The 12,600-nt window shown below is 48.4% G+C and carries 10 protein-coding genes; 6 read left to right on the top strand and 4 right to left on the bottom strand.

Annotation, left to right across the window (positions count from 1 at the left end):
- On the bottom strand, positions 1 to 1,070 hold a 1,070-nt coding region (locus KDK13_RS08160; protein ID WP_257284483.1), incomplete at its 3' end, for an amidohydrolase family protein.
- Positions 1,071 to 1,161: 91 nt separating this feature from the next.
- Positions 1,162 to 2,517, bottom strand: a complete 1,356-nt coding sequence (locus KDK13_RS08155) for an NCS2 family permease (protein ID WP_257284482.1) — start codon at positions 2,515 to 2,517, stop codon at positions 1,162 to 1,164.
- A gap of 294 nt (positions 2,518 to 2,811) precedes the next feature.
- Here KDK13_RS08155 and KDK13_RS08150 point away from each other — a divergent pair, with 294 nt between their 5' ends.
- The 6 genes from KDK13_RS08150 (at position 2,812) to KDK13_RS08125 (ending at position 10,228) form a co-directional block, all read left to right on the top strand.
- Positions 2,812 to 4,185, top strand: a complete 1,374-nt coding sequence (locus KDK13_RS08150; protein WP_257284481.1) for a hypothetical protein — start codon at positions 2,812 to 2,814, stop codon at positions 4,183 to 4,185.
- A 17-nt stretch (positions 4,186 to 4,202) separates the two neighbouring features.
- Complete coding sequence (gene cobB, locus KDK13_RS08145; RefSeq protein ID WP_257284480.1) at positions 4,203 to 4,922, top strand: Sir2 family NAD+-dependent deacetylase; 720 nt, start codon at positions 4,203 to 4,205, stop codon at positions 4,920 to 4,922.
- 80 nt (positions 4,923 to 5,002) lie between these two features.
- A complete protein-coding gene (locus KDK13_RS08140) occupies positions 5,003 to 6,514 on the top strand; it encodes a hypothetical protein (protein ID WP_257284479.1) in 1,512 nt (503 codons plus the stop codon).
- Between the two features lie 98 nt (positions 6,515 to 6,612).
- A complete protein-coding gene (locus tag KDK13_RS08135) occupies positions 6,613 to 8,571 on the top strand; it encodes an RING finger domain-containing protein (RefSeq protein ID WP_257284478.1) in 1,959 nt (652 codons plus the stop codon).
- A gap of 117 nt (positions 8,572 to 8,688) precedes the next feature.
- On the top strand, positions 8,689 to 9,660 hold the full coding sequence (cysK, locus tag KDK13_RS08130) for a cysteine synthase A (protein WP_257284477.1): 972 nt from the start codon (positions 8,689 to 8,691) through the stop codon (positions 9,658 to 9,660).
- 256 nt (positions 9,661 to 9,916) lie between these two features.
- Positions 9,917 to 10,228: an RNA-binding protein gene (locus KDK13_RS08125; protein WP_257284476.1), complete on the top strand. Its 312-nt coding sequence runs from the start codon at positions 9,917 to 9,919 to the stop codon at positions 10,226 to 10,228.
- A gap of 112 nt (positions 10,229 to 10,340) precedes the next feature.
- Here KDK13_RS08125 and KDK13_RS08120 read toward each other — a convergent pair whose 3' ends face one another.
- Entirely contained in the window at positions 10,341 to 10,916 is a 576-nt protein-coding gene (locus KDK13_RS08120; RefSeq protein WP_257284475.1) for an RING finger protein, read from the bottom strand.
- A gap of 75 nt (positions 10,917 to 10,991) precedes the next feature.
- Positions 10,992 to 12,593, bottom strand: coding sequence for an ABC transporter ATP-binding protein (locus tag KDK13_RS08115; protein ID WP_257284474.1), 1,602 nt, complete (start codon positions 12,591 to 12,593; stop codon positions 10,992 to 10,994).
- Positions 12,594 to 12,600 lie beyond the last annotated feature (7 nt).

Here is a 12,600-nt window from a genome sequence, read left to right as displayed (position 1 = left end):
AGTTTACCCTTGGCGATAACCTTATCGATATTGAACTTGCGCAGGTCTTCCACCAGCAGGATGTCGGCAATCTTTCCCGGAGAGATGGAGCCGACCAGATGGTCAATACGGTACGCCTCGGCACTGTTCAGGGAACCCATCTGGATAGCAGTGATCGGGTCAACACCCGCAGCAATGGTCATACGAATCAGCTTGTCCATATGACCGTTTTCCAGAATTTCAGAAGGAATAACATCGTCAGTACAGAAGCTGACCCGGCGGGCAACCCGGGGATTGATATGAGTGACCACCTTCATATTTTCATGGAGGAAGTGGGAGATAGATGACTCACGAACCAGCAGGAACATGCCTTTGCGGATTTTTTCCATGGCTTCGATGTGATCGTAGCTTTCATGGTCAAGACGGACACCGGCACAGAGCACGGAATTGAGGCGGGTACCCGTGGTCATGGGCGCACAGCCGAATACTGGGAGATTGTTCTCACCGGCCAGTTCGATGGCTTTCATTACCCCATCGTGTTTGTTTTCGACAAACTCGGACACGGTTTCCCAAATGCCATACACTTCAGGCCATTTCTGCACTTCCTGGTGCACTTCCGGGGTTACGTTAAAACCAACCGTGGATTCCGGCAGGGTGTAGGGCGCAGTAAAGGGCAGACCCCAGAAGACTTTCAAAGGTCCCTGGTTGATTTCGTCCAGAACCTCGCGGACGCCTTCCAGCCCGGCTGTCACCAGATACTGATCCAGTCCGGAAACAATGCTGGTGGTACCACAGGGCACCACGGCTTTGGCAAAGCTGGTCATGGACATCTTGCTGCATTCAATATGCAGATGACCATCAATCAGACCGGGCACCAGGTATTTGTTTTCAGCGTCGATAATGCGGGTGTTTTCACCGATATAGGCTTCAACATCTCCGGTGGCAACGATTCTGGAACGGTAAATGGCGATATCGGCAGGGTAGATCTCTGCAGAGGTCACATTCACCAGCTGACCGTTTTTGATCACCAGATCAGCGGGAATACGGGCAGCGCCAGCGTCAATCAGATCGCGCAGGTTTTCTTTAATCATTGTGTTTCTCTTAACTCTGAATAACAGAATGCCATGCGGCTTTTAAAAGGTGAAAAATGCCGCTGGTAACAAATTGCTAAAACTATGGTCTTTACAGGAATGCGTATCGAGCCAGAAATACCACGGTTAATAAGGCACATACCGGAGAGACTTCATCCTTTTTGCCAGACGCCAGCTTGATTACCGTGTAGGTAATGAAACCGGTGGCGATCCCTTCGGTCAGTGTGAAACTGAAGGGAATCATCACGGTGGCCACAAAAGCAGGTACGGCTTCGGTCAGGTCATGCCACTGAACCCGCGTTAATTCAGAGGTCATCAGCAGACCAACATAAATCAGGGCACCTGCAGTGGCATAAGCTGGAATCATTCCGGCTAGGGGGGAAAAGAAAATGGCCATCAGGAATAACAGGCCTACAACTATAGCCATCAGCCCGGTTCTGCCACCTTCAACAACCCCCGTCGCACTCTCAACGTAAGGGCAGACGGAAGACGTGCCCATAAATGCACCTGCAGCTGAGCTCAGGCTGTCCACAAACAGGGATTTCGTGGCGTTCGGATAATTACCGGTTTCGTCCGCAAGGCCGGCCTTATCCGTAACAGCGACAAAGGTGCCGGCAGATTCAAACAGGCTGACCAGCATAACGGAAATAATTACCCCGATCAGGCTGAGATCAAGAGCGCCCATCAGATCCAGCTGGCCCAGTACCGGTGCAATACTGGGTGGCAGTGAAGCGATCCCCTGATATTCAACATCACCTAACAACCAGCCAATAAAGGTAATGGCAATAATTGAGATCAGAACTGCCGCCTTGAAGCCACGCTGAACCAGTACCATCATCAGCAGAAAGCTGGCACAACCCAGGATAAACGGAATGGACCGAACATCACCGATTGTTACCATAGTGCTTGGCGTGGCGACAATTATGCCGGCATTGTGCAGTCCGACCAAGGCAATCATCAGGCCGCAGCCAGTAGCGATACCGATGCGCAGACTTAAGGGAATGCTGGTGATGATATAGGTACGAAATACCGCAACGGCAGCAAACAATAAAGAACCCCAGAAGATAACGGCCATGCCGGTCTGCCACGCCAGTCCCATGCCACCGACCAGAACGAAAGCAAAGTAGCTGTTCAGGCCCATGGCGGGCGCCATGGCAATGGGCAGGTTAGCAAACAGGCCCATGGCAATACTGCCAATGGCAGCGATCAGGCAGGTGGTCACAAATACGGCCTGAGCATCCATGCCTGCAGCAGAAAGAATCTGGGGGTTGACAAAGATGATATAAGCCATGGTCAGGAAGGTGGTGACACCGGCCATGACTTCCTGACGTACATGGGTGCCTTTTTCCTGCAGTTGGAAATGACGGTCTATCCATCCGGTTTTTTCCGGTTGAGGGCATTGGGATTCAGTAATATGACGGGATGCTTCAATAGTCGCAGTAGTCATTACAAACTCGGATGGATAATCGATTGAAGATAATGAACGATCGTTCTTTTCAAAATTATTATACGGTCATTCAAAGCAATTGCATCAATTAAAACAGTAGGTTACGTGAATTACTTAAGGCTTTAGGTGTCAGTCGATGTGTCAGTGTGTGGTCAGGAAAAATACCATTATCCAAGGGTGATGTGCTGATAGCAAAATGATGCGCTTATTTCTGTGAAGATGGGCGACAACACAACCTATTCGTTTTAAAGTGCTTTCAGGAACATCAATTCAGCGGTGTAAACAGGAGTCCATATGTTCAAGCACTCATTGCTGGTCCTGCTGGTGACCGGTTTTCTGGTAACCAGGGCTTCGGGCGATGGATTACCAGGCAGGTTGAATGTTGAGCAGCCACAATCGACCGTGGTGACGCTTTACAGCGATAAAGCCCTGATCAGTCAGACATTCAATTCCCGACCCAATAAGAAGGGCAGCCTTGAGATTTCCGGTCTGCCCATCAACCGGCTTGATGGCAGCCTGTATCTTGAATACATCGATGGCGAGACCATTTACCAGCCTGAGGAAATCTTCTGGTACCAGGGCGGCCTGGACCGGGATAATTACTACCGGAATCTGGTCGGCAAAAACGTTGAGGTGTTTGGTGGCGGCCTGAACGTTGCCATTCAGGGTAGACTGGTCAGTTATCAGCAGGGAATCGGGCTGGTGGAAGGTAATAATGGCCGTCAGTATTTTATTGATTATCATGACCCTCAGGGTTTGAGAGTGCTGTCACGGGCAACTTCAGGGAATCAGGATAAAAATCTCCAATACCTGATGGCCGATTTTGGCCAGCAGCCGGTCAGTGGTCCTCTGAAGCTGTCGTACATTACGCCTCAATTGAGTTATCACAGCCATTACCGGTTAACGCTCTTGCCGCAAAACCAGGGACGTCTGGAATTAAAAACGCTGCTAACCAACAGTTCCAATATCAACTTCAATCAGGCACAGATTCGTCTTGTCGCCGGTGGTGAAGGTGGCGTTGCCGGTATTTATCAAAAGAGCCGGATGCTGGAAGCCTCGGTTGAGTCAGATGCTGGCAGCTACGGAGAACGTGTCGGTGAAGTACTGTTGACTACCTTGCCAAAGGACACAGTCCTGCCAGCCAACAGCAGGCAGCTGATGGATCTTTTTTCCGAAGCGTTGCATCTTGAAAAGCTCTATACCCTCGATATTTATGGCCTTTCGACCAGTGGCAGAACGTCCATCGTGGAACGTCCAAGACTGACCTGGAAGTTTGAGGCACCATTGGATCTCCCACCAGCAGAGCTTCGTCTGTATGAGCAGGATCCGGAGGGTGGTTATATCATCAGCGGTCACTCATGGTTACCCCGGACAACCGCTGGTGATAACACCTGGTTGACCATGGGAGAAGCGCTGGCCGTTCGTGTTGAGCGGACCCGTCTTGATGTTGAACAGAAGAGCGGTAACGAGCTGGTGGTAAAATGGCAGGCAAGGGTCTCTAATGACCAGAAAGACAGTATTACGCTGTTAATCAAAGAGCGTGACGCTAACCTGATAAAGCTCGACAGTGTGAAGGGGGCCACGCTGGAAAAACCGGACCAGCTGAGTGTTGAGGTTGCTGCCGGTACCGGCAAAACCATACATTTTACGGCTAAATACCGTCGTTAATTTAATCGGAGGTTTGTTTGCGTTATTTATCCGATGTTTCATCCATCGTTGTACTGACTGGTGCGGGTATCTCTGCCGAGTCCGGAATCAGGACATTCCGGGCCAGTGACGGACTCTGGGAGAATCATCCTGTTGAGGATGTGGCAACTCCTGAAGGGTACGCTCGAAACCCCTCACTGGTGCAAGGATTTTACAACGACCGAAGGCGGCAGCTGAACTCAGTAGAACCAAACCGTGCTCACCAGGTGCTTGCTGAGTTTGAACGTAATTTCACCGGCAGTTTTCTTCTGGTGACACAAAATGTTGATGATCTCCATGAACGGGCAGGGAGCAACCGCCTTATTCATATGCACGGCGAACTGTTGAAAGTTCGCTGCCAGGATACCGGGCAGGTTTTTTACTGGGATCAGGATGTTACCACCGACACTCAATGTGAATGCTGCGGTGTTGCCGGTAATCTCCGCCCACATATTGTCTGGTTTGGTGAGATGCCATTACAGATGGATGAGATCTATCAGGCACTGTCTGCCTGTGATCTCTTTGTTTCCATTGGGACGTCGGGAAGCGTCTATCCTGCTGCCGGGTTCTTTCAAGAAGCGGCGGCTGGTGGAGCAAAGACTGTTGAATTGAATCTTGAGCCGGGCAATCACGGCTCCCTGTTTGATGAACAGTATTATGGGCCAGCAACCGAAGTGGTTGAGCATTTCTTCACTAATGACGCCGAAAAGAGTCTGTAACGGCAGCTCAGAGGCGGTTTCTGAAACTTTTCATTCCCATTGCTGTCCAAATGAAAAAATTAATTCCAAAGGAAGTTAGCATGCAAGCTATGAACAATACAGCATGGATGGCCTCGACCTCATCATCTTCCACGGCCGACATAAACGTTAACGATAAAAGCGCTAATGATAAAAACGTATGTGCCACCTGCCGGAAGGAATTCGATAAGAAAATCTTTGTCACTCACCAAGAATTTCAATCTGTTTTTGGCAAATGTACCAAATGCATTGGAGACTGGAAAATTGTCTTTGCCAGCCCGGTGACTAATCACTGCACTATCCTGACTGAAGACAGTTTGAAAGCAGCCTTGGAAAACGCTGCAGAAACCCTGGATTTTCGTCGGGCTAAGGAATCTCTTGAATTGTCACCGTCCGAATCGGTCTCTCAGGCAGTTGCCATAACCGTATTGCGTGGTGTCCTGCAAAAAGCCATAGCAGGTGTCGAGGTTATGAGTGACGGCAAATACCGGAACACCATGAAATTTACCCGGTGTTTTTTCCGCCATGGCATCTTTAGCAAAGAGCTGGCAAATATGGCCGTGGGAATTTGTTTTCTCAAAAATGAGCTAAAGCATGCACAAGAATTTAATACAGACTACGGTGCACAACTTGAGGCTCCTGCTTTTAGGGCAGTTCTGCAGCAAATGGCCCTGGTATTGAATACAGCAAAAACCAGTAGGATATTGAATATAAGAAAAATCAATATGCTATTGGAACTGGCCAAGCCTGACGACGCCGTTCACACCATTGCCAAGGATATCCTGGCGGAAGTACTGAATAATGGGATAACTCAAGCCGAGGGTATGACCTATTCCAGATGCATCGACATCATAAGATTTTCTAATCTTCTCTTCCGCCATGGCTTTTATGATATCAAGCTGGCGAATATGGCCCTGGAATTCTGTGTTCGCACCTATGAGTTTGATCATGCACAACGATATAAAACAACCTACAGGGCAAAACTTGAACCTCCTGCCTTTCAGACAATTCTGCAGGAAATGGCTGGGAGATTGGATTCCAGGCAGGTTTATATAATCAAGAACCTATTAAATCTGATAATGCCTGATGCAGCCGCTCAGACCATCGCCGAGGAATTCCTGGCGGAGCTACTGCAAAACGGGTTGACTCAGCAGGCCGTGGATATGAACCACTCCAATTACCGCATGATCATGGACTGCACACATCTTTTTTTCCGCTTTGGCATTGTCAACTCCGCGCTGGTCAATGCAGCACTGAGAATCTGTAGACTCATGGGAGAGGTCAATGATGCACAAAAGATAAAAGCAAAGTACGCGGAATTTGTTGATGAAACTGACCAGACACCCGATGACGATGACTTTACCTTTACAGAGGGAAGAAACCATACGCCTGAAGTAAACCATCAATCAGAATATAACAGACACACAATTCCAGGTTTTGCCGAAAAAATTGGTTACACTCTGACAGATGATCCGGATAAAAACTATAGATGTATGGCGAGAATGGTTCACCCTGACAAACAGCAATGTTCTGACGAACTGATGAAAGAATTAAACAGGCTTTTCGATAAATAATACCCATCGTGTTTTCTAACTCCCGGTGCAGACGGTTTTTGAACTTTCCGTTCCGATTGCTGTCCTATTTGGTAATATTGTTTAAGAAGTATTACTCTGTGCAACCGATCAATTCTTCATCATCGTGGGCCAAGGCTTCATCAGCCCCTTCCACTTCCAGCCAAACGTCCAGTAAAAATAGCGACGACACAAATGTATGCGCTGTCTGCCTGGAGGAATTTGAAAAGAAAATCACTGTCCCTCGCTGTGGCCATGCATTTCACCCTAAATGTTTTGAAGACTGGAAAATAGCCTCTGCCGCCCTGGCGGTGCAGTATAGAGTCGTTGGGCACGTTCTGGCTTGTCCGGTATGCAGGTCCGAGCTGGACAGCGCTGATTATAGCAGTGAAGTTGCAGCCGTTGGGCTGGAACCGGCGGCTGAAGCACCGCTGGATACCCCAAATCCGGTGACACTGCATGAAGCAATCCTCAACAGGAATTTCCCTCTGGCACAACGGCTGGTCAATGACCATGGCGCTATCGTGAGCGCAGAAACTCTCAAAGTGGCTCTGGAAAATGCCGCAGAAACCAGGAATGCCCATCAGGTGAGGAAATTACTGGAATTGTCATCGACCGGTTATGCCTCTCAGGAGATTGCCCGAATGGTACTGGGTAATGTCTTGCAAAAAGCCATGCCCCAGGCTTTGAATATGAGTGATCACAGTTACTTACAGTTGATGAATTTTGTCAAAGTCTTTTTGGACAATGGTATCCAGGCTCCTGAGTCGGTCAATAAAGCCATGGCAATCAGTGTTCAGAGGTCAGAATTAAATCAGGCAAAAGAGTTTAAATGCTACTTTGGGGGGCAATTGGATCTATCCACATTGGCATCGGCTCTGCGTCAGTCAATTAATGAAGCAGACATCAGTAAAGCCAAAATGCTGCTGATATTGGTCATGCCAGACGACGCAGTCCGTACCACAGCCAGCAAAATTCTGGCAGAGAGGTTGGCAAACACTTTGCCTCAGGCCGAGGGTATGAGTGGAATGAATTTCTGCAGAATCATGGCAGTTACCCGGCTTTTTTTCCGCTTCGGCATTGTTAACCCTGAGCTGGCGAATATGGCCCTGAAAATCTGTGTTCTCAACACTGAGCTTGAGGATGCACAAGAGTTCAAAACAAAACATCGGGCACAACTTGAGCTTACTACTTTCCGAACAGTTCTGTTGAAAATGACCGAGACATTGGATTTAAAAAAGACCTATAGTCTATTGGGGCTGATCTTGCCCGACGCAGCCGCCGGTAACATTGCCCGGAAAATCCTGAAGGAGTTTCTGCATAACAAGCTGCCCCAGGTTGAGGGTATGAGCGGGGATAATTTCGGCAAAATCATGTCATTTACCCAGATTTTTTTCCAGTATGATCTTGTCGGCCGTCCGTTGGCGAATATGGCCTTGGGGATGTGTGTTCTCAATGACGAGTTTGAGTGGGCACTGGAATTCAAAACAAAATACGGCGCGAACCTTGAGGCCACTACGTTTCGAACAGTTCTGCAAAAAATGGCCCAGACATGGGACGAAAGAAGAAATGCCAAAAGGCTATTAAATCTGGTAGTGCTTGACGCAGCCGCTCGTTCCATTGCCCGGAAGATCCTGACGGAGGCGCTGCAAAACGCGCTGCCTTTGGCTGAGAAGGGTATGACGATGAGGAAGTTCGCTCAAATTATGACCTTTACCCGGCTTCTTTTCAGCCATGGCATTGGCAGTGCCAACCTGATCGATATGGCAATGAGATTCTGTATCCTCAACGGAGAGGTCAAACAAGCGCAGGAGATAAAAGCAGAGTATAGGGCATTTGTTGATGAAAATGACCAAACGGCAGGTGACGGCTTTACCTCTTCAGAGAATAGAAGCCATAAGCGCGATGTAAATCATCAACGTTTTGCCCAGGCAATTGGTTATACACTGACGGGTAATCCGATTAAGGATTATAGAAATATGGCAAAAATAGTTCACCCCGATATGCCGACAGGTTCTAACACTCTAATGAAAGAATTAAACAGGCTCTACAACAGATAAATATTTTTATATAAATTTATAATTTTAAATTACTTTACGGCATTACACTGACCAAGATATTCTCACGTCATAAAAACAGGGTATGAAAAACAGCGATTTTCATAAGGAAAAGAATTTATGACACAGGTTTATCAGGATAATTCCCAGTCAATTGGCAACACGCCACTGGTAAAATTAAACCGTCTGGCAAAGGGCCATGAGATTTATGTGAAGATTGAGTCCAGGAATCCTGCGAACAGTGTCAAATGCCGCATTGGTGCCAGCATGATCTGGGATGCGGAGCGCGCTGGAAAGTTGCAACCGGGGATGGAATTGATTGAACCCACCAGTGGTAACACCGGCATTGCCCTGGCCTTTGTTGCGGCTTCCCGGGGAATACCACTGACGCTGACCATGCCCGCTTCCATGAGTCTTGAACGTCGTAAAGTCATGAAGTCCCTTGGCGCTACCATTATTCTTACTGAGCCGGCAAAAGGCATGCCAGGCGCTATTGCCAGGGCGAAAGAACTGGCTGCAGAAAACCCACAAAAATATCTGCTGCTTCAGCAGTTTGAGAATCCTGCCAATCCCCGAATTCATGAGGAAACAACCGGTCCGGAAATCTGGCATGCACTGGATGGCAAAATCGATATTTTTGTAGCGGGTGTTGGTACGGGAGGAACTATTTCAGGTGTATCCCGTTACATCAAGGAGATCCGGGGCCGGAAAATCAAATCGATAGCAGTTGAGCCCAGTGCCTCACCAGTCATCAGTCAGACATTGTCAGGTGAAGAAGTGAAGCCTGCACCCCATAAGATACAAGGGATTGGTGCCGGTTTTATCCCGGCAAACCTCGACCTCCGGCTGGTGGACCTGGTTGAGCAGGTTTCCAATGAGGAGGCCATGGAAACTGCCCATCGGCTAATGCGGGAAGAGGGTATCCTGGCGGGCATTTCCGGTGGTGCTGCAGTGAGTGCTGCCCTTAAGGTTGCACGGCAGGCAGAGAACAAAGGTAAGGCCATTGTGGTTATCCTGCCCGATTCAGGAGAGCGTTATCTCTCCACAGCGCTGTTTGAAGGCGTCTTTTCTGAAAATGAAAGTGTCCAGTAATTGATTTACAACATGAATGACCGAGCGCACAAAGAATGTTTTTTTCTTTGTGCGCTTTTTTATTACGGGATCTCTTAAGGAACATCAGAAGGCTGCCGATAAGCCAGTGGACAGCAACGTAGACAGCAACGTAGACAGCAACGTAGACAACAACAATGTAATGTGAGAATCTGATCACTGTTACACTTTGTTGATGTTTGTACCGTCTATCTACGCAAGGACTTGCGTTCAATCCAGAAAAAACCAGAGTTTTTCCATGCAAAAAAGGACTTTATACATCGGTAACCTGACTTATACCGCCGTTGAAGAGGATCTTGAACAGGCTTTCGAATCATTTGGTGTTATTGAAGATATCAAGCTGATGAGGGACCGGGAGACGGGACGCTCCAGGGGCTTTGCATTTATCACCTTTGAAAAAGAAACGGAAGCTGAAGCTGCCAGGGCTATGGATGGCAAGGAAGTGGCCGGACGTCCATTAAGAGTGAATGAGGCTCGACACAGGGAATCCGGACAACGAACTCCAGCGAAAAGAAAACCCAAAGTTTTTAATAACAACTTTAACCGCTAATGGCTTAATCTGATGTCACTTTGATAAGTGCGCAGGTTTGTTCCGGTGAATTCGGAAATTGGCGCGTGTTTAGCAATTCCGGAAGTGCTGTATGCATACCGGATAAATATGCTCAATCTTTTGCGAGATATGCCAAAGCAGCCGCAGACATCCCCGCAGCAGTCCCCCGAATGAGTAAGCTATAAGGATAAGCAGCTGCAGCTTGCTCAAACATAGCCATCGTAAAAGCCCCGGCAGCAGCTCCAGCAGCAGCTCCGGCAGCTGTGGCAAAATGTGCAGGGATATCAGCAGCAGCCCCAAGAGCCCCGATAGTAGCTGCGGGTAAAAACGCAGCAATAGAGGCAGCATGGTAAGGGATTAAGGAAGGATTCAAAGACCCATCACGAATTACGTCATGGACAACGGCGCCGCCGTAGCCGCAGAAAAAAAACAAAGAAGTTTTGCCAAAGATTGGTAAAGCTTTTATGGAAATGTTTACCACTCGATCATACAGAGAAAAGTGGTTTATCTGTTTTATTTCGTCATCAGTGAATTGTTTTGTACATATCAGGCAGTTCTTTTGGCCAGAACTTTCGATCGATTTCTGTATGCATGATCTACCAAAAGCATGTCCGCATGTTAGTTTGAAGGGGCTGCAATTTTCTAAATGTTGACACATTGCACAGCCAACACCGCTGGATACTTTCATATAAAAACCTCACAGTTTAAATGTATGACATCTGTATCTGGTTTTGGTTCCGGTATGTTTGTCTGTGCTTTTCCCCTAAGCGCTTTTCTGTGATTCAAAAGCAGCACTGATTAATTCTCGCGTATAGACTTCTACAGGTTGACTAAAAATCTGCTGGGTAGTTCCCTGTTCGACAATCTCTCCTCCCTGCATCACGATAATTCGATGACTCATGGCTTTAACCACGGCAAGGTCATGGCTGATAAAAATGTAACTGAGGTGGTATTTTTTCTGCAGGTTGCGCAATAAATCGATGATCTGGGATTGGACGGTTCTGTCCAGCGCTGACGTTGGCTCGTCCAGCACCATCAGTCTGGGTTTCAGCACCAGAGCCCTGGCAATGGCGATACGCTGGCGCTGGCCACCGGAAAACTCATGGGGGTAACGGTGGCGACACTCCGGGTCAAGGCCTACATCATCCAATGCAGCAATGATCTGTTCATCACGATTGGCTTCAGTGGCCAGTTTATGAATATCCAGACCTTCACCAACAATATCAGCAACCGTCATGCGTGGGCTGAGACTGCCAAACGGATCCTGAAACACGATTTGCATTTCCCGTCGCAGTGGCCGGAACTGGTTCTGGTTCATAGTGTCGATACGTGTCTGTTCAAACGCTATCAGGCCTTCTGATGTCTGCAGTTTCAACAGTGCCATGCCCAGGGTTGTTTTACCGGATCCGGACTCACCCACAATGCCCAGGGTTTCGCCCTGGTGAATGGTGAGGGATAAATCAGTGACCGCCTTTACATGGCCCACGGTTTTCTTGAAAAAGCCTTTTTTGATCGGGAACCAGACTTTGATCTTTTCGCCAGTGACCAGGAGCGTGGGTTGTCCGTTCAGTGGTTCAGGTTCCCCCACAGGTTCGGCATTGAGCAGGTCGATGGTGTAAGGGTGCTGAGGTGCCTTGAATACGGATTCCGTGAGTCCCTGTTCAACAATCTCACCGTTTTTCATCACGCAGATGCGATCCGACACATGACGGATCAGGTTCAGGTCATGACTGATAAACAGAATGGCCATACCCAGCTTCTGCTGAAGTTCTGCCAGCAGACTGAGGATTTGTCGTTGTACGGTCACATCAAGGGCGGTGGTTGGCTCATCGGCGATCAGCAGTGTTGGTTCACAGGCCAGGGCCATGGCAATCATTGCCCGTTGTCGCTGGCCACCGGACAGTTCGTGGGGATAGGCCTTCAACCGGTTGCTGGCATCACGGATACCCACCAGTTCCAGCAGTTCCAGTGTCTTTGCCGTTGCATCATTGCTTTGCAGGCCAAGGTGTATCGCCAGTACTTCGCCTATCTGCTGTTCAATGGTATGCAGCGGATTGAGTGCCGTCATTGGCTCCTGAAAGATCATACTGATCTTGTGCCCACGAATTTTTCGCATTTGTGATTTGGAAAAATCCAGCAGTGCCTCATTGGCAAAAGCTATTTCTCCAGAGCAATGGGCATTGTCTGGAAGCAGCTGCAGGATGCTCAGGGCAGTGATGGATTTGCCGGATCCGGACTCCCCAACCAGGCCAACGGTTTCTCCGGCATTGACAGAGAACGACACCCCTTTAACGGCTTCAACACGGTTCTCTCCCTGTTGGAAACGAATCCTGAGGTCGTTAATTGCCAATAATGGGTTATCCATAACGGTT

It is taken from the genome of Endozoicomonas sp. SESOKO1 (genome assembly GCF_024606265.1).
In the GTDB taxonomy this organism is placed as follows: domain Bacteria; phylum Pseudomonadota; class Gammaproteobacteria; order Pseudomonadales; family Endozoicomonadaceae; genus Endozoicomonas.
The sequence above is the reverse complement of the archived record's forward strand: the minus strand, read 5'-3'. Positions and strand labels throughout refer to the sequence as shown.

What these genes read in the sequence shown, in the direction of transcription:
- KDK13_RS08115 (WP_257284474.1), bottom strand. Translation starts at nt 12,593, where the DNA reads ATGGATAACCCATTATTGGCAATTAACGACCTCAGGATTCGTTTCCAA.
- KDK13_RS08140 (WP_257284479.1), top strand. Translation starts at nt 5,003, where the DNA reads ATGCAAGCTATGAACAATACAGCATGGATGGCCTCGACCTCATCATCT.
- KDK13_RS08155 (WP_257284482.1), bottom strand. Translation starts at nt 2,517, where the DNA reads ATGACTACTGCGACTATTGAAGCATCCCGTCATATTACTGAATCCCAA.
- KDK13_RS08150 (WP_257284481.1), top strand. Translation starts at nt 2,812, where the DNA reads ATGTTCAAGCACTCATTGCTGGTCCTGCTGGTGACCGGTTTTCTGGTA.
- KDK13_RS08120 (WP_257284475.1), bottom strand. Translation starts at nt 10,916, where the DNA reads ATGAAAGTATCCAGCGGTGTTGGCTGTGCAATGTGTCAACATTTAGAA.
- KDK13_RS08125 (WP_257284476.1), top strand. Translation starts at nt 9,917, where the DNA reads ATGCAAAAAAGGACTTTATACATCGGTAACCTGACTTATACCGCCGTT.
- cysK (WP_257284477.1), top strand. Translation starts at nt 8,689, where the DNA reads ATGACACAGGTTTATCAGGATAATTCCCAGTCAATTGGCAACACGCCA.